We start from the raw sequence: 18,755 nt of genomic DNA on the forward strand, positions 1-18,755 counted from the left end.
CGACTTCGGTCAGATGCCTGTTCTGCATATATCGTGAAGAGAAGATTGATCTGGAGGCTTCCAGGTATTTTGGCACAATCCTTACGGATTGTCCGAGATGTCCGAGCCCAGTTCCAATGACGTCGTGAATGGCCTAGCCGGCCGGAAGCGAAAGAGGGACTGGAGGTAGGTAGGAAGCTTGTCGCTCTGGATCGTCGTTGTTCGGTGTCTTCGACACTGTCTGACGGACGATCGGATTACCGTTGCCTGACCGCGCGGTACCGGATTTAATCTCGAGAAGCTGGTCTTAAAGATCGGACACAAGCGAACTGCTCGGCGTAGTTCCAATAAAGTGATCCGATCGAACACGTCGATGGCATCATGAGATGACGCGGTTGTAAAAGGTAACCGCGTTGCTTTCGCATTCCTCTGGGAATGCTGAGCTAACTGATGAGCATTGGCAATGAGAACGATTAAGTGTCGTAAGGGCATTTGGTGGATGCCTTGGCATGCACAGGCGATGAAGGACGTGATACGCTGCGAAAAGCCGTGGGGAGCTGCGAATAAGCTTTGATCCATGGATATCCGAATGGGGAAACCCACCTTAAATGCTTGGAAAATCTAAGTTGTGCTTCGGTACGGCTTAGGTTTCCAAGCATTGTTAAAAGGTATCTACACCTGAATACATAGGGTGTAAGAAGCGAACTCGGGGAACTGAAACATCTAAGTACCCGAAGGAAAGGACATCAACCGAGACTCCGCAAGTAGTGGCGAGCGAACGCGGACCAGGCCAGTGGCAATGAGGAATAAAGCCGAACGACTTGGAAAGGTCGGCCGTAGCGGGTGATAGCCCCGTAGGCGTAGAACACTCATTGTCCTAGAGTAGGGCGGGGCACGTGAAACCCTGTCTGAACGTGGGTAGACCACTATCCAAGCCTAAGTACTCGTGCATGACCGATAGCGAACAAGTACCGTGAGGGAAAGGTGAAAAGCACCCCGACAAGGGGAGTGAAATAGAACCTGAAACCGGATGCCTACAAACAGTCGGAGCCCGAGAGGGTGACGGCGTACCTTTTGTATAATGGGTCAACGACTTAGTGTAACAAGCAAGCTTAAGCCGGTAGGTGTAGGCGAAGCGAAAGCGAGTCTGAATAGGGCGATTTAGTTTGTTGCATTAGACCCGAAACCGAGTGATCTAGCCATGAGCAGGTTGAAGGTTGGGTAACACCAACTGGAGGACCGAACCCGCATCTGTTGCAATAGATTGGGATGACTTGTGGTTAGGGGTGAAAGGCCAATCAAACTCGGAAATAGCTGGTTCTCCGCGAAATCTATTTAGGTAGAGCGTCTGACGAATACCCCGGGGGGTAGAGCACTGGATGGGCTATGGGGACTCACCGTCTTACTGATCCTAACCAAACTCCGAATACCCGGGAGTACTATCAGGCAGACACACGGCGGGTGCTAACGTCCGTCGTGAAAAGGGCAACAACCCTAACCTCCAGCTAAGGTCCCCAAGTCATGGCTAAGTGGGAAAGGATGTGAGGATCCCAAAACAACCAGGATGTTGGCTTAGAAGCAGCCATCATTTAAAGAAAGCGTAACAGCTCACTGGTCTAAATAAGGGTCTTTGCGCCGAAAATGTAACGGGGCTGAAGCCATGCACCGAAGCTGAGGATGTGCAGTAATGCACGTGGTAGCGGAGCGTTCCGTAAGCCTGTGAAGGGACAGTCGTGAGACATCCTGGAGGTATCGGAAGTGCGAATGTTGACATGAGTAACGATAAAGAGGGTGAGAGACCCTCTCGCCGAAAGACCAAGGGTTCCTGCTTAAAGTTAATCTGAGCAGGGTTAGCCGGCCCCTAAGGCGAGGCGGAAACGCGTAGTCGATGGGAACCACGTTAATATTCGTGGGCCTGGTGGTAGTGACGGATTGCGTAACTTGTATTCACTTATTGGATTGTGGGTGCAGGGAAGCGGTTCCAGGAAATAGCTCCATCATTATAGACCGTACCCGAAACCGACACAGGTGGTCAGGTAGAGTATACCAAGGCGCTTGAGAGAACTATGTTGAAGGAACTCGGCAAATTGCACGCGTAACTTCGGAAGAAGCGTGACCCCATTGTACGCAAGTGTGATGGGGTGGCACAGACCAGGGGGTAGCGACTGTTTATCAAAAACACAGGGCTCTGCGAAGTCGCAAGACGACGTATAGGGTCTGACGCCTGCCCGGTGCTGGAAGGTTAAAGGGAGAGGTGCAAGCTTTGAACTGAAGCCCCAGTAAACGGCGGCCGTAACTATAACGGTCCTAAGGTAGCGAAATTCCTTGTCGGGTAAGTTCCGACCTGCACGAATGGCGTAACGACTTCCCCGCTGTCTCCAACATAGACTCAGTGAAATTGAATTCCCCGTGAAGATGCGGGGTTCCTGCGGTCAGACGGAAAGACCCCGTGCACCTTTACTATAGCTTTACACTGGCATTCGTGTCGGCATGTGTAGGATAGGTGGTAGGCTTTGAAGCGGGGACGCCAGTTTCCGTGGAGCCATCCTTGAAATACCACCCTTATCGTCATGGATGTCTAACCGCGGTCCGTTATCCGGATCCGGGACAGTGTATGGTGGGTAGTTTGACTGGGGCGGTCGCCTCCGAAAGAGTAACGGAGGCGCGCGATGGTGGGCTCAGACCGGTCGGAAATCGGTCGTCGAGTGCAATGGCATAAGCCCGCCTGACTGCGAGACTGACAAGTCGAGCAGAGACGAAAGTCGGTCATAGTGATCCGGTGGTCCCGCGTGGAAGGGCCATCGCTCAACGGATAAAAGGTACGCCGGGGATAACAGGCTGATGACCCCCAAGAGTCCATATCGACGGGGTTGTTTGGCACCTCGATGTCGGCTCATCGCATCCTGGGGCTGGAGCAGGTCCCAAGGGTTTGGCTGTTCGCCAATTAAAGCGGTACGTGAGCTGGGTTCAGAACGTCGTGAGACAGTTCGGTCCCTATCTGCCGTGGGTGTAGGAATATTGACAGGATCTGTCCCTAGTACGAGAGGACCGGGATGGACATATCTCTGGTGGACCTGTTGTCGTGCCAACGGCATAGCAGGGTAGCTACATATGGAATGGATAACCGCTGAAGGCATCTAAGCGGGAAACCAACCTGAAAACGAGTATTCCCTATCAGAGCCGTGGAAGACGACCACGTTGATAGGACGGGTGTGGAAGCGCAGCAATGTGTGAAGCTTACCGTTACTAATAGCTCGATCGGCTTAATTGTTCTCATTGATAATGCTCATCTCAAGGCAAGCGCGAAGCGCTTGGCCTGACAGAGCGAAGGCGAAGCCTTTGCGATACGGGCCCGGCGAACACGCAGTGTTCGGCCGGTTGTCGCCTGAGACGTGTTCAAGACAAAACGAGGCCTGACAGGCCTCACCAGCTTCTCAATTGTTGCGCTTCGCTGACCTGGTGGTTATGGCGGGGCGGCTGCACCCGTTCCCATTCCGAACACGGCCGTGAAACGCCCCTGCGCCTATGGTACTTCGTCTTAAGACGCGGGAGAGTCGGTCGCTGCCAGGTCTGCAAAACGCAACAACAAATCTTCTCTGATCGAAACTTCGGCCCAGCCGAAAACATCGGGCCGCGCAAGCGGCCTTTTGCTTTTGCTGGTCTGAACATACAGAATGAAACTTCGACGCACCTGATCTATAATGGTGCGTCCCTCACAGGAACAAAACCCAAGGGTTTTGCTCCGGTAGAAGGCATAACCGCACAGCGGTTACGCCGCCGCGCCATTCGGCAAAGCCGAATGCGCTGGACGCGGGGTGGAGCAGCCCGGTAGCTCGTCAGGCTCATAACCTGAAGGCCGCAGGTTCAAATCCTGCCCCCGCAACCAATCTCTCCAAAGACAGAAATCACATCAGACAAGACAAACAAAGCCCGTTTCTCGCGGGTTCGTGGCGTTCGCGGAAGGCCGCCGGGTTCAAATTGGGCCAAAGCGCTCTTCGTTCGCGCGCGACGCGCCGGCCTTCTTCCAAACTTCACGGACGCCCATCCGCGCAGACAGCGTGACGCCAGCTTCGGCCGTTATTGGTCGCCTCACGGTGTAAGCTGATACAATTCGGGATATGCGCAATGTTGAACATCGTCGTACCAATGGCAGGGCATGGAAGCCGCTTCGCCAAGGCCGGCTATACTCTTCCCAAACCCCTTCTGCCTGTGCACGGCGTGCCGATGATCCGGCTGGTGATCGAAAATCTTCGCCCGTCCGTCGAGCATCGCTTCATCTTCATCTGCCAGGCCGCCCACATCAGGGAGCACGGGCTGGGCGAGAAGCTGCGCGCCTGGGCGCCGGGCTGTGAGATCTTTCTCGTCGAGCAGGTGACCGAAGGTGCGGCCTGCACGGTACTTCTCGCGCGCGATGAGATCGATAACGATCTGCCGATGATGATCGCCAACTGCGACCAGTATATCGACGTCGATATCGACGACTACCTCGAGGCCATGGGCGATCTCGACGGGATGATCATGACGATGACGGCGAATGATCCGAAGTGGAGCTTCGTCTCCTTCGGCGCCGATGGCTATATCGACAACGTCGTCGAGAAGCAGGTGATTTCCGATCACGCGACCGTCGGGATCTACAATTTCCGCAAGGGCTCCGACTTCGTCTCCCATGCGGACCGGATGATCGAACGCGACTTCCGCGTCAACGGCGAGTTCTACGTGGCGCCGGTCTATAATTTCATGATCGAGGACGGTTCGAAGATCGGGGCCTATTCGATCGGCTCGGTGGATGCGGGGATGTACGGTCTCGGCGTGCCCGAGGATCTCAGCCATTTCCAGAGCCTGCCTCTGTCGGTCGACGTGACGCGGTCGCTGGGTGCTTCGGTATGATCGAGGTTCTGAGCCATCGCGGCTATTGGAAGACGCCCGCGGAGAAGAACACGGTCGAGGCCTTCGTTCGCTCGTTTTCGCTCGGCTTCGGCACGGAGACCGACGTGCGCGACAGCCAGGCGGACGGCGCGCCTTCGATCGTCATCTCGCACGACATTCCGCGCGGGGGAGAGATCTCGTTCGCCGAGTTGCTCCGGATCGCCAAGCAGCACGGCTCGCCGTTGCTGGCGCTGAACATCAAGGCCGATGGTCTGCACGACATGCTGGCCGAAGTGCTCTCCAGCGAATGCTACAGCAACTATTTCCTGTTCGATGCATCGGTTCCCGATCTCATCCAGGGCGTGAAGCGCAAGATGGTCTCGTTCACGCGTCTCAGCGAATATGAGCGCGAGGCCTCGCTCTATGACGATCCCGGCGTGACCGGTGTCTGGATCGACAACTTCCTGCCGGGGCGCTGGTATGACGCGGCGCTGATCGAGCGGATTCTTGCCGACGGCAAGTCGGCCACGCTGGTGGCGCCGGATCTTCACGGGCGCCACGACGAATATGAACCATTTCTCCAGTGGCTGGTGTCTTCGGGGCTCAACGAGCGGGACGGGCTTTCCGTCTGCACCGACTTTCCGGAGCGCGCGCAACTGATATTGACTGGCCGGGACGCAGCATGACCACGCTTAAGGCGATTATCTTCGACATGGACGGCGTGCTGATCGATGCACGCGAATGGCACTACGAGGCGCTCAACCGGGCGCTGGAGCTCTTCGGATACACGATCCCACTGCACGAGCACCTGACGATCTTCGACGGCCTGCCGACACGGCGCAAGCTCGAGATCCTGACGACGACGCGCGGGCTTCCCGAGGCGCTGCACGGCTTCATCAACGAGATGAAGCAGCTCTATACGACCGAGATGATCCACACCAAGTGCAAGCCGACCTTCAAGCAGGAATACGCGCTGGCGCGGCTCCGAGAAGACGGTTACCGGCTCGCTGTGGCGTCGAACTCGATCCGGAGCACGGTGTCGCTGATGATGTCGAGGGCGGCACTCGACGGTTACCTCGAGTTCCAGCTGAGCAACGAAGACGTCAAGCACGGCAAGCCGAGCCCGGAGATCTATGTGAAGGCGATCACCATGCTGGGCCTGACGCCCGAGGAATGCCTGATCGTCGAGGACAACGAGAACGGTATCAAGGCGGCCAAGGGTTCCGGCGCGCATGTCATGGTGGTGAACGATATCTCGGATGTGAACTATCCCGGGATCACCGAGACCATTCGAAAAATCCACGGTTGATGAGCTTGCGATGAATATTCTGATCCTGATAGCCGGCGAGCCTCGCATCCAGGCGATGGAGGCCTATCCGACCGCGCTGGTTGAAATCAACGGCGTACCCCTGGTGCAGCGGCAGCTGGCCGAATGCGCCAAGATCCCCGGCCACCGCATCATCGTGGCGATGCAGAAGAAGGACCTGGCGCGCTACCATCTCGACGAGGTCGTGCGCCTGCTGTCACCGGAGGCGCGGTGGTCTCGGTCGAGGACAAGACGGAAGGGGCCGCCTGCACGGCGCTGCTTGCCGCCGGCTATATCGACAACGACCAGCCGCTCCTGATCCTCAACGGTGACGAATTCCTGACGGTGCCCTTCGACGGCGTGATCCAGAACTTCGTGGAGCGCGAACTGGATGGCGGCACGATGACCTTCAAGTCGGTGCATCCGCGCTACTCCTTCGTCCGGCTCGACGACCAGAACATGGTGGTCGAGGCGGCCGAGAAGCATCCGATCAGCGATAACGCGACGGCCGGCTTCTACTATTTCCGGCAGGGACGCGATTTCGTGCGCGCGGCGAAGAACGCGATCCGCAAGGACGCGCGGCACAACAACATGTTCTACGTCTGCCCCGTCTACAACGAGATGGTGCTCGAGGGGAAGAAGATCGGCATCTTCCCGATCAACGCCAAGGACTTCCATCCGATCAAGTCGGACCGCCAGCTGATCGAGCTGTCCGTCACGGAAGGCGACAAATGAGCGACAAGCCACTGACCCTGAACGACATGATCGGCGGCTGGTTCGTCGGCGACTTCGACCCCACCGTCGTGAAGACGGATGCGTTCGAGGTCGGCGTGAAGCATTACGTGGCCGGCGACAAGGACGCGGCGCATTACCACAAAATCGCGCGCGAGATCACGCTCGTCGTCTCCGGCACCGTCCGGATGATCGATCAGGTGTGGGAAGCGGGCAGCATCATCGATATCGAGCCGGGCAGGGTGAACCAGTTCGAGGCGCTGACCGATGCGACGGTGACCGTCGTCAAGATCCCGAGCGCCAAGAACGACAAGTATCTCGTCTGATTTATCTCAGAGTCTGACTCGAAAAGCCTTCAATGATATCGGTACCTTGCCAAGCGTCGTGTCAGTACCCGGATGTGAGCGATGGTGATCCAGGCCTCGGCTGATGCGACGGATTTTTCCCAATCCTTGGCCAATCTTCGGCATCTACCAAGCCACGCGAAGGTGCGCTCCACGACCCAGCGACGCGGCAGAACCTCGAAGCCTTTTGCCTTATCGGTGCGCTTGACGACCTGGAGGGTGAACTTTGCGATCTTTTGCAGGGCGCCCCTCAGCTTCGGTCCGGCATAACCACCGTCGGCGAAGATATGTCTCAGCCACGGCCAACGCTTGAGAATGGTTTTGAGGACGGCAGGCGCGCCGTCGCGATCCTGTATCTCGGCGCTGTGAACCTTGAGGCCGACCATCAATCCGAGCGTATCGACGACGATATGCCGTTTGCGTCCCTTGATCTTCTTGCCTGCGTCATAGCCTGAAATTCCACCACTTTCCGTGGTCTTCACGCTTTGGCTGTCGATCACGCCCGCAGACGGCGAGGCTTCCCGGCCCTCCAATTCACGCGCCTCCATCACCAGACGATGATTGATCCGAGCCCACAACCCTGTCGCTCGCCATTCGTAGAAGTATGACTGCACAGTTGTAAAAGGCGGAAAATCCTTCGGCAGCATTCGCCACTGGCAACCGGTCGTCGCGATGTACAGCAACGCATTCACGACTTCACGAAGATCGGTGCTGCGCGGCCTGCCCAGCCGCCGTGGTCCAGGCAGGCAAGGCCAAATCAATCCCCATTCCCGGTCCGTCAGATCGCTTGCATAGCGCATTGTGCGTCGGGCATATTGCCGACGGGTGAAATCAGTCCAGCCCATTGTGGCCTCCGTTCGTCCTAAGCAAACAAACAGAATCACAACTGGCTGATTTCACTCAACTCTTTTTCGGTCGGGCTCTCAAGGAGCGTATTCGCGGATGGTTTCGCGGGCGCTATACTTTCAAGACAGTGCTATAAAGCAGAACGCCCGCATCGATGATCTCGATGCGGGCGTTCTTGTTACCTGGCTTGTTTGCTATTCCGCGCGGATTTCCTGCAACACCATGCCGGTGCTGCCTGCCATGCTGGTCAGGCGCGGACGGTTGAAGACCGTGTAGAGCGGATTGTCGCATTCCGGGTTGGCGAACAGCGTGTTGGTGTCGAAGTAGCCGTCCTCGATGAACTTCAGATTGTCGTGCATCGTGCGCAGATAATAGTACATCATGTGCAGATGACCGCGACCGGCCAGCTGGTTCATGATCAGCGCATTGTGGAAGGCGGGAATGGCGGCCTTGCCGATAACGTGGATGGCATCGCCGACGCGGCGGTGATCGCGCCAGTAGTCGCGGTATTCCTTCCAGGTGAAGTGGATGCTGTTGATGTCGATCTTCAGGTCCCAGGCGTCGAAGGGCTTCTTGAACGCCAGATCGAAGCGGACGACCACGAGTGCGTCGAAGTCGGTCTTCTGGAAGACGTGCTTCAACGCTTCCTTGTAGGTTTCCGCCTGCGAGCTTCCGTTGGGGTCGAGCAGGATCAGTTCGCATGGCGCGAATTTTTCCTGCAACTCGGCCAGCGCCGGGCTTTCGTATGTCGCCAGATAGACGGTGGCATCCGGATTCTTCGCGCGAATCGGTGCTATCACGTTCTCAAGCAGGGAGGCGGCATTGTCCCGCCCGTCCATCGGCAGGCCGAAACGATCCTTTTCAAGAAAGTTGTGGCCTCTAATCAATATAGACAGTCGCATTCTGTTCGTCCCTATCACCCAATAGCTCCATGAACGCCATTTTACTTGTGCCGGGCTTGCCAAGGGGGTGAATCAGTGTGCGCCGCAGCATCAGGGAGTGCTCGCCGGGCGGGGTCTGCGAAGATTGCCCCAAAATTGGTCGCAAATTATTGCACGCGAGACGCGAGATGTTGCCGGAGCGTGCCGCCGCTATTTGCTATTTTGCCCTTCGAGGGGGCGCATAACTTGTTTCCTCATGATGATTCGCCGCTATCGTCATAGTGCTTCCAATAAATAGTCTTGCGCTTAATGTAGCAAATCGTGCCTTTTTGCCGTTTTTTCTGCTTACAGTTCAATGGTCTTAGTTAGGGGTGTCGAATTTACGCTGGTGCCCGCGATAGTTGCTGGTGCCACGAGTCGAATGTCCGGTTTCGGCTTAAAAAAATGGGTAGTGTGCCAATTGCATCTAAAAAGATGCCGATTTAGACTTCCCGCGACCGAATCTGTAACAGGAGCACAGCTCAGCTACAGCCGACGTTAACTCGAAATTAAAGACTGCCGAATAAGAGTTCTACTGCTCGCGATAGCTCTGCCGAGGGGCGCGGTTGGCCGGTGGGTCCATGATGGACGCTGGTAAATGGTGCCGGGGGTTAAGAAATTCGCGTTCATTGGCGTAGGGATCAGAGTCGCTTTGGCTCTGGGCGCATGATGCCCTCCTTTTGCGCTGGCTCGTCCGAGCCATGTTTAGTTTGACCCAATTTTGTTCCGACAGGAAACCCGGATCGTCGATGCCGACGACGCCGTGTGGCCGGCCTCAGTGCGGCTATGCGCGTCCGACCGACGGGGCGGGAATGATGTCTTTTGATCAGCTAACGCGAGGGGCGCTCGTCCATGACTTCCATTGTTTCTTCTCTGACCGTCAATCAGATCCGGGCGCTGTCGACGACCGCGATCGCAAATCTGTCTTCCAACGACGTGGCGTCGCTCACGACGACACAGATCAAGGCCCTGAGCTCGACGCAGCTCGGCGCAATCGAAACCCAGGACTTCGTTGCTCTTTCCTCCCAGCAGATGAGCGCCGTATCGGCGACCGCGCTGGTCGGCCTCAAGCTCGAGCAGCTGGCGGTTCTTTCCACGGCACAGCTCGGCGGCTTCTCCACCGCCCAGGTTGCCGCTCTCTCCACCAATGAGGTCGCAAACCTCAGCTCCGAACTGATCGGCGCTCTCTCGACCGGCCAGGTCGCCGCCCTTACGTCGAAGCAGATCGCTTCCATGGGTACGGAAGACGTCGCCGCCTTCACGACCGACCAGATCGCCGTTCTGAAGAGCACGCAGGTCGGCGCGCTGAGCAGCTCGCAGATCTCCGTTCTCTCCACCGGCCAGATCGCCGCTCTCACCTCCACGCAGACCGCGGTTCTCACCTCGGCTCAGCTCGGCGCCATCTCCTCGGAAGGCATCGCGCTGTTCTCGACCGACGAGATCGCAGCCCTCAGCACCAAGGCGCTCGGCGGTCTGACGACCGACAGCATGGCAGGTCTCACCAGCAACCAGATCGTCGCGCTCAAGACCAGCCAGATCGCTTTGCTCAGCAGCGCCCAGTTCGGCGCCCTGAGCTCCGACCAGATCGGCGTTCTGACCGGCTCGCAGATCGGCGCTCTCGGCTCCAAGCAGCTTGCTTCGCTCTCCACCGAAGTGATCGCATCGCTTTCCACCGACCAGATCGTCGCGCTGAAGTCGACGCAGGTCGCGGCTCTCACCACCGACCAGCTCGCAGCGCTTGACGCCACGCAGGTCGGCGCATTCAACTCGGCCCAGACCGCTGCGCTCTCTTCCGCGCAGTTCGGCGCCCTGACCACCGAAGACATCGCAACCTTCACCACCGACGAAATCGCGGCCATCAGCACGAAGGCCCTGGTTGGCCTCTCGACCACGACGCTGGCCGCCCTCGACACCGCCCAGTTCGGCGCCCTGAAGTCCAGCCAGATCGCGCTCCTGACCACGTCGCAGATCGCATCGCTGGGCTCTGAGAAGATCGGCGCGCTGAAGAGCGACCAGGTCGTCGCCCTGACCTCGAAGCAGCTCGCGGCCCTGACCACCGATGATGTCGCCGCGCTCAGCACCGACAACGTCGCAATCATGAAGACCGCGCAGATCGCGGCTCTGAGCAACAGCCAGGTCGCCGCCATGTCTTCCGAGCAGATTTCCGCGCTGACCGGCGCGCAGATCGGCGCGATGACCTCCTCGGAACTCGCCGCCCTCTCGACCGAAGACATCGCAACCTTCACGACCGACGAAATCGCCTCCATCAGCACAAAGGCTCTCTCCGGCCTTTCGACCGACGTCATCGGCGCTCTCGACAGCCTGCAGATCGGCGCCCTGAAGTCGAGCCAGGTCGCTCTTCTCAGCACCGCCCAGATCGGCGCGCTCACCACCGACAGCGTCGCTCTCCTGAACAGCGACCAGATCGGCGCCCTGAACTCCAAGCAGATCGCGGCGTTCGGCGCCGACGAGATCGGCGCGATTTCGACCGACAACGTCGCTCTTCTGAAGACCGCGCAGATCGCGGCCCTCAGCTCGACGCAGATCGGTTCGATGTCTTCCGACCAGATCAAGGCGCTGACCAGCACCCAGATCGGCGTGCTGAGCTCGGCACAGCTCGGCGCGATGTCGACGGACGGCGTCTTCGCCTTCACCACGGATGAAATCGCGGCCATCAGCACCAAGGCTCTCACGGGTCTGACCACCAACGACATCGCCGCCCTCGGCAGCGATCAGATCGTCGCGCTGAAGTCGAGCCAGATCGCTCTCCTCAGCAGCGATCAGCTCGGCGCCATCTCCACCGAGAACGTCGCTCTCCTGACCAGCGACCAGGTCGGCGCGCTGACCTCCAAGCAGATCTCCGGTCTCTCCACCGACGCCGTCGCCGCTCTTTCGAGCGCCAATGTCGCGCTGCTGAAGACCGCGCAGATCGCCGCCCTGACGACCGCACAGATCGACGGGATGTCCACCGAACAGGTTGGCGCCTTCACGAGCGTCCAGGTTGCCGCCCTGACGGCCACCCAGATCGGCGCCATGTCCAGCGAAGACATCGTGACGTTCACGACCGACGAAGTCGGCGCGATCAGCACGAAGGCCATCGCACAGCTCTCGACCGAAAGCCTCGCGGCTCTCGACACGACGCAGTTCGCTGCCCTGAAGTCGAGCCAGATCGCGCTTCTGACCACCAGCCAGGTCGCATCGCTTTCGACCGACAAGATGGCCGCTCTCGGCAGCGACCAGGTCGGCGCCCTGAACTCCAAGCAGATCGCGGCCCTGACCACGGCAGACCTCGCGGCACTGACCACGGACAACGTCGCAATCCTGAAGACGACGCAGATCGCCGCCCTGAGCAGCGCCCAGGTCGACGCAATGACGTCCGATCAGATCAAGGCTCTGACCAGCACCCAGATCGGCGCACTGTCCTCCGGCCAGCTGGGCGCTCTGTCCAGCGAAGACATCTCGACCTTCACCACGGACGAAATCGCCGCGATCAGCACGAAGTCGCTGTCGGGTCTGTCCACGGAAGCGGTCGGCGCTCTTGACAGCAACCAGGTCGTTGCCCTGAAGTCGAGCCAGATCGCGGCACTCGGCACGATCCAGCTGAACGCGCTGTCGACCGACAACATCAGCAAGCTGCTGAGCGACCAGATCCTGGCGCTGAGCACCAGCCAGCTTGCCTCGCTGTCGACCGATGAAGTCGCCGCGATCTCCACCGCGAATGTCGGCATCCTGAAGAGCACTCAGGTCGCCGCCCTGACGACGGCGCAGATCGACGCGATGTCCACCGACCAGATCGGCGCCCTGAACAGCGATCAGGTCGCGGTCCTGACGGCCAGCCAGATCGGCGCCATGTCGAGCGAAGACATCGTGACGTTCACGACCGACGAAGTCGGCGCGATCAGCACGAAGGCGATCGCTCAGCTCTCGACCGAAAGCCTCGGCGCTCTCGACACGGCCCAGTTCGCCGCTCTGAAGTCGAGCCAGGTCGCGCTTCTGACCACCAGCCAGGTCGCGTCTCTCTCCACCGACAAGATGGCCGCTCTCGGCAGCGACCAGCTCGGCGCCCTGAACTCCAAGCAGATCGCGGCCCTGACCACGGCGGACCTCGCTGTCCTCACCACGGACAACGTCGCTCTTCTGAAGACCGGCCAGATCGCGGCCCTGACCACGGACCAGCTCGTCGCCCTGACGGACGACCAGGTTACCGCGCTCACCGCCACTCAGATCGGTTCGATGAACTCGGCCCAGCTTTCGGTCCTGTCGACCGACGACATCTCGTCCTTCTCGACCGATGAGATCGCGGCGATCAGCACCAAGGCGCTTGCCGGTCTGACCACCGACGATGTCAACGCTCTCAGCAGCGAGCAGGTGAAGGCCCTGACGTCCGGCCAGATCGCGCTCCTCAGCACCGGCCAGATCGCCGCGCTGACGACCGACAACATCGCGGTTCTGACCAGCGATCAGGTCGGCGCCCTGAAGTCGAACCAGATCGCGGCCCTGTCCACGGACGAAGTCGCGGCTCTCACGACCGACAACGTCGCGCTGCTGTCGTCGGCTCAGGTTTCCGCTCTGAACAACACGCAGATCGGCGCCATGTCCTCCGACCAGATCAAGGCTCTGACCAGCGCCCAGATCGGTGTCCTGACCGCCGACGAGTTCGCCGCAATGTCCACCGACGACATCGCGACCTTCTCGACCGACGAAATCGCTGCGATCAGCACCAAGATCATCGCGGCTCTGTCGTCCGACACGATCGAGGCACTCGACACGGTTCAGTTCGCTGCGCTCACCACCGGCCAGGTGGCCCTGATGAGCACCGCGCAGATCGCGTCTCTCTCGACCGAGAAGGCGGTTGCCCTGAGCAGCGACCAGATCGGTGCCCTGAACTCGAAGCAGATCGCGGCCCTCAGCACGGCTGACCTCGCGGTTCTGTCCACCGACAACGTGGCACTGCTGAAGACCGGCCAGGTCGCCGCCCTCAGCACCGCGCAGATCACGGCGATGACTTCCGATCAGCTCAAGGCTCTGACCAGCGACCAGATCGGTGTCCTGACCTCGGCACAGCTCGGCGCCATGTCGACCGACGGTGTCTCGGCCTTCTCGACCGACGAGATCGCCGCCATCAGCACCAAGGCCCTGACCGGCCTGACCACGGACGACATCAAGGTACTCAGCAGCGAGCAGATCGCCGCTCTGAAGACCAGCCAGGTCGCTCTGCTGACGAGCAGCCAGATCGGCGCGATCACGACCGACAACATCGCCATCCTGTCTTCGGATCAGGTCGGGGCGCTGACGTCGGGCCAGATCAAGGCTCTGACCGCCGACGAAGTGGGTGCGCTGACCACCGACAACGTCGCCATCCTCAAGACGGCCCAGGTCGCGGCACTGACCACGGACCAGATCACCGCCATGTCCTCCGATCAGGTCAAGGCATTGACGAGCGGTCAGGTCGCGGTTCTCACCGCAGCCCAGATCGGCGCCATGTCGACGGACGATATCGTCTCCTTCACCAACGACGAGATCGCTGCCATCAGCACCAAGGCTATCACCGAGCTCTCCTCGGCCAGCATTGATGCAATGAGCACCGATCAGTTCAAGGCGCTGACGACGAGCCAGGTCGCGCTTCTGACCACCGACCAGATCGCCTCCCTGTCCACCGACAAGGTTGTCGCCCTGAGCACCGATCAGATCGGCGTCCTGAACTCGAAGCAGATCGCGGCGCTGACCACCGACGACGTCGCGGTCCTGACCACTGTCCAGATCGCTGGCCTCAAGACCAGCCAGGTCACGTCGCTGACATCGGCCCAGATCGAGGCAATGACCTCCGACCAGATCCAGGCCTTCGACAGCACGCAGATCGCGGCAATGAGCGCGGCGGAAATCAGCGCAATGTCCAGCGAGGACATCGCGACCTTCACGACCGACGAAATCGCGGCGATCAGCACCAAGGCTCTGGCCGGACTGCAGACCGAGGACATCGCGGCCATGAACAGCGACCAGCTCGGCGCCTTCACCTCGACCCAGGTGCCGGCTCTGAACTCGGCCCAGGTCGACGCGGTTCTCGCAGCCTACGCGGCGCTGAACGTCTAAGCCTGATACAAACCGGAACAGGACGCCGCCCGATCACATCGGGCGGCGTTTTTCTTTCCGGCCGTTCTCGCCGGACCGCCCTGATATCAGGCGTTCCACGCTGCCGCGGGCGCCGATCAGCCAGCCCGACGCAAGCTCTATCCGATAGCAAGGGGCACGACGCTTTCATGCGTCTGTTCACACACCGGCCATCCGGCCGCCTTGCCGTAGGACGTCCATGAACGCGAACACCGCAATTGCATCGAGCCAAGTCTCTCCAATCGCAAACATTTTGGAGCAGGCACGTCATCAACGCCTGTCGCTTGGCGATCTGATCTCCATCGCCGAGGGTCTCGCGAACGCGGACCAGCGGCAGCAGGCGGCCGAGCTCTACAAGACGTGGATCGCGTTCAACGACAACAATCCGCTGCTGCATCTTGCCTACTTCAACTATTCCGTGGTGTCGCGGCAGGCCGGCGACATCGCCGGGGCGATCAGCGCGCTGCGTGCCTGCCTGAAGATCGACCCGCGCTTCGGCCCGGCGCATATCAACCTCGGGAGGGCGCTCGAGGATTGCGGCCTCGGCCATCAGGCCGTCGAACAATGGCGCGGCTACGCCGATGCGACCGCCGACATCACCAGCGAGCGTATCGAGCATCGGCTGATGACGCTGCAGCATATCGGCCGCGTGCTCGAGGGCGGCGGGCTGCTGGAGGCCGCCGAGACCACGCTGTGGCAGGCGATCGAGCTGCAGCCGAACCGCCCGGAAGCTGGTCAGCACTGGACGTCGCTGCGCCAGCGGCAGTGCAAGTGGCCGATCCTGACGCCGTCGATCCACGTCAGCGCGCGCCAGCTGCTCGACGCCATGTCGACGCTGACGCTTTCCTGCTACGCCGACGACCCGTTCTACCAGCTGGCCAAGGCCTATCGCTACAACAAGACCCTCGTCGGTCGCCCGAACCTTGCCGCGTTTCCGCGCAAGCCCGCGCGGGTGAAGACCGGCACCGGCCAGCGTCTGCGCGTCGGCTATGTGTCCTCGGATCTGCGCGATCACGCCGTCGGTTTCGCGCTCAGCGAAGTGCTGGAGCTGCACGACAAGACGACGGTCGAGATCTTCGGCTATTATTGCGGCGAGCCGCGCACCAATGACGCGACGCAGGAGCGTATCAAGGCTGCCGTCGACGGCTGGCGCGATATCAGCGCGCTCAGCGACACCGATGCCGCCAACCTGATCCGCAACGACGAGATCGATATCCTGATCGACGTCAACGGCTACACCAAGCATGCCCGCACGAAGCTGTTCGCCTATCGTCCGGCCCCTGTCATCGTCAATTTCTGCGGCTACCCCGGTTCGATGGGCAGCCCGGTTCACCAGTACATGATCGCCGACGAGACGATCGTGCCTGTCGAAAACGAAATCTATTACTCCGAGAAAGTGCTGCGCATCGCCTGCAACCAGCCGATCGACCGCAAGCGGCAGATCGCCGCGCAGCCGACGCGCGCGCAGGCCGGTCTGCCCGAGGATGCCTTCGTCTATGCCTGCTTCAACGGCATGCAGAAGACCAGCGAGGCGTGCTTCGCGCGCTGGATGACCATTCTCCAGGCGACGCCGGGCAGCGTGCTCTGGCTGCTGGCTGCCGACGACGCCGTGAACAACCGTCTGGTTCAGACCGCCGTCAAGGCGGGTATCGCCGCCGAGCGGATCATCTTCGCGCCGAAGGCCGCGAATGCGCATCATCTGGCGCGCATCGGGCTTGCCGATCTGTTCCTCGACACCTTCCCCTATGGCGCGCACTCGACCGCGGGCGATGCCATCACCATGGGTCTGCCGGTGCTCACGGTTCCGGGCAAGAGCTTCGCCTCGCGTTTCTGCAACAGCATCGTTGCCGCCGCCGGCGTGCCGGAGCTTGCCTGCAGCGGGCCTGACGACTACGTCAAGCGCGCCATCAGTTTCGCCAAGGATCGCGCGAGCCTAGCGGCGATCCGCCAGTCGCTGAAGGACAAGCGCGAGGGCAGTGCGCTGCGCGACATTCCGGGTCTGGCCCGTCGTCTCGAAGAGCTGTTCTGGCAGATGCAGGGCGAGGCCGAGCGCGGCGAGACACCGACGCCGGATCTCAACAACCTCGACGCCTATTACGAGATCGGCGCCGAGCTGGTGCAGACGCTCGACGAGTTCGAGGACGATGCGAGCTACCGTCGCCGCTATCGCGAGAAGCTGGCCCAGTGGAACGACTACGCGCCGCTTGCCATCGATACGCGCCTGTGGACGGAGCCGGCGGCGTAAAGCTACCGCCGCTCAACGTGTGTCGATGCCGGTCTTGCGCGGCGGGTTTGCCGCAAGACCGTGGGAAAAGGGGTATTCCTGAACATGCAGGGGAATGGAAAGATCGTGATCGTCGGCGCCGGATTGTCGGGCGCCGTGATCGGGCGAGAACTGGCGCTGGCGGGTCACGAGGTCGAGATCCTCGATGCCCGCGACCATATCGCCGGCAATTGCCACACCGAGCGTGACGCCGATACCGGCGTGATGGTGCATGTCTACGGGCCGCACATCTTCCACACGGATGACGCCGAGGTCTGGGACTACGTCAACGGTTTCCAGACCTTCATGCCCTACAAGAACCGGGTGAAGACGACGAGCAAGGACCGCGTCTATTCGCTGCCGGTCAATCTGCACACGATCAACCAGTTCTTCGGCAAGACCCTGCGCCCGGACGAGGCGAAGGCGTTCATCGAGGAGCAGGCCGACAAGACGATCGCAGACCCGCAGACCTTCGAGGAGCAGGCCATGCGCTTCGTCGGCAAGGATCTCTACGAGGCCTTCTTCAAGGGCTACACCGAGAAGCAGTGGGGCTGCTCGCCGACCGAGCTGCCGGCCTCGATCCTGAAGCGACTGCCGGTGCGCTTCAACTACGACGACAACTATTTCTTCCACAAATTCCAGGGCATGCCGGAGAATGGCTATACCGACATGATCGGCCGCATTCTCGACCATCCCAATATCCGCGTGACGCTGAGCAAGCGGTTCGAGCGCGCCCAGCATGCGGATGCGAGCCATGTCTTCTATTCGGGCCAGCTCGACGGCTATTTCGATTATGAGGCAGGGCGGCTCGGCTACCGGACGCTCGATTTCGAGCGTTTCAGCTATGACGGCGATTACCAGGGCTGCGCGGTGATGAACTACGGCGACGCCTCGGTGCCGTTTACCCGCATCACCGAGCACAAGCATTTCTCCCCCTGGGAGGAGCATCAGGGTTCGGTCTGCTACCGCGAATTCTCGCGCGCCTGCGGGCCTGATGATATTCCCTACTATCCGATCCGGATGGTCGAGGAAAAAGAGCAGCTGGCGCAATATGTCACGCGGGCGGAAAAGGAGCGGGGGGTCACCTTCGTCGGTCGCCTCGGCACCTATCGTTATCTCGACATGGACGTGACGATCCGCGAGGCGCTCGATACGGCGCGGCTCTATCTCTCGAAGCTCGCCGATGGCGCCGACATGCCGGCCTTCCTGCATCGTCCGGTCTGATCGCGCATCGCCATATGCCTGAATGCCATCGAGGCGTCGGCCATGGAGCCGGCGCCTTTTTCGTTTCCCGCGCGTCCGGTGTGTAACAAATGCGCCGTCCCGAGCGTAGATACTCCAAGATACGACGACCGTCATTTGGGACCGTCATTTGGGAAACGTCATCCGGG

Annotated in this window: 11 protein-coding genes, 1 tRNA gene and 2 rRNA genes; 12 read left to right on the forward strand and 2 right to left on the reverse strand. The window is 60.2% G+C overall.

Translation table 11 applies throughout. The features are described 5' to 3' along the window. Positions 1–450: 450 nt before the first annotated feature. The 9 genes from P3R82_RS11650 to P3R82_RS11690 all read left to right on the forward strand — a co-directional run bounded on the left by P3R82_RS11650 (position 451) and on the right by P3R82_RS11690 (position 7,209). Positions 451–3,250 (forward strand): 23S ribosomal RNA (locus P3R82_RS11650). 184 nt (positions 3,251–3,434) lie between these two features. After that, positions 3,435–3,549 (forward strand): 5S ribosomal RNA (rrf, locus tag P3R82_RS11655). 239 nt (positions 3,550–3,788) lie between these two features. Next, positions 3,789–3,865, forward strand: a tRNA-Met gene (locus tag P3R82_RS11660). Positions 3,866–4,104: 239 nt separating this feature from the next. After that, a complete protein-coding gene (locus tag P3R82_RS11665) occupies positions 4,105–4,866 on the forward strand; it encodes a glycosyltransferase family 2 protein (protein WP_283193946.1) in 762 nt (253 codons plus the stop codon). Then, positions 4,863–5,531, forward strand: a complete 669-nt coding sequence (locus P3R82_RS11670; RefSeq protein WP_283193947.1) for a phosphodiesterase — start codon at positions 4,863–4,865, stop codon at positions 5,529–5,531. The genes P3R82_RS11665 and P3R82_RS11670 overlap by 4 nt, the downstream gene beginning before the upstream one ends. After that, the gene (locus P3R82_RS11675) at positions 5,528–6,154 is read left to right on the forward strand and encodes an HAD family phosphatase (protein WP_283193948.1); all 627 of its coding nucleotides are present in this window, start codon (positions 5,528–5,530) and stop codon (positions 6,152–6,154) included. Before P3R82_RS11670 ends, P3R82_RS11675 begins: the two co-directional genes overlap by 4 nt. 10 nt (positions 6,155–6,164) lie before the next feature. Next, positions 6,165–6,470, forward strand: coding sequence for a hypothetical protein (locus tag P3R82_RS11680; RefSeq protein ID WP_283193949.1), 306 nt, complete (start codon positions 6,165–6,167; stop codon positions 6,468–6,470). Further along, entirely contained in the window at positions 6,383–6,886 is a 504-nt protein-coding gene (locus P3R82_RS11685; protein ID WP_283193950.1) for a sugar phosphate nucleotidyltransferase, read from the forward strand. Before P3R82_RS11680 ends, P3R82_RS11685 begins: the two co-directional genes overlap by 88 nt. Further along, positions 6,883–7,209, forward strand: coding sequence for a cupin domain-containing protein (locus tag P3R82_RS11690; RefSeq protein WP_283193951.1), 327 nt, complete (start codon positions 6,883–6,885; stop codon positions 7,207–7,209). The genes P3R82_RS11685 and P3R82_RS11690 overlap by 4 nt, the downstream gene beginning before the upstream one ends. A gap of 29 nt (positions 7,210–7,238) precedes the next feature. Here P3R82_RS11690 and P3R82_RS11695 read toward each other — a convergent pair whose 3' ends face one another. Both P3R82_RS11695 and P3R82_RS11700 read right to left on the reverse strand, forming a co-directional pair. Continuing rightward, positions 7,239–8,072 (reverse strand): IS5 family transposase, encoded by an 834-nt coding sequence (locus P3R82_RS11695; protein WP_283193952.1) that lies wholly within the window; start codon positions 8,070–8,072, stop codon positions 7,239–7,241. 195 nt (positions 8,073–8,267) lie between these two features. Continuing rightward, on the reverse strand, positions 8,268–8,975 hold the full coding sequence (locus tag P3R82_RS11700) for a hypothetical protein (protein ID WP_283193953.1): 708 nt from the start codon (positions 8,973–8,975) through the stop codon (positions 8,268–8,270). An 870-nt stretch (positions 8,976–9,845) separates the two neighbouring features. Here P3R82_RS11700 and P3R82_RS11705 point away from each other — a divergent pair. The 3 genes from P3R82_RS11705 to glf all read left to right on the forward strand — a co-directional run bounded on the left by P3R82_RS11705 (position 9,846) and on the right by glf (position 18,588). After that, complete coding sequence (locus tag P3R82_RS11705; RefSeq protein WP_283193954.1) at positions 9,846–15,083, forward strand: hypothetical protein; 5,238 nt, start codon at positions 9,846–9,848, stop codon at positions 15,081–15,083. 217 nt (positions 15,084–15,300) lie between these two features. Continuing rightward, a complete protein-coding gene (locus tag P3R82_RS11710) occupies positions 15,301–17,346 on the forward strand; it encodes a glycosyl transferase (RefSeq protein WP_283193955.1) in 2,046 nt (681 codons plus the stop codon). 84 nt (positions 17,347–17,430) lie between these two features. After that, the gene (glf, locus tag P3R82_RS11715; protein ID WP_283193956.1) at positions 17,431–18,588 is read left to right on the forward strand and encodes a UDP-galactopyranose mutase; all 1,158 of its coding nucleotides are present in this window, start codon (positions 17,431–17,433) and stop codon (positions 18,586–18,588) included. Positions 18,589–18,755 lie beyond the last annotated feature (167 nt).

The organism is Rhizobium sp. AN80A, from assembly GCF_030053015.1.
In the GTDB taxonomy this organism is placed as follows: domain Bacteria; phylum Pseudomonadota; class Alphaproteobacteria; order Rhizobiales; family Rhizobiaceae; genus Rhizobium; species Rhizobium metallidurans.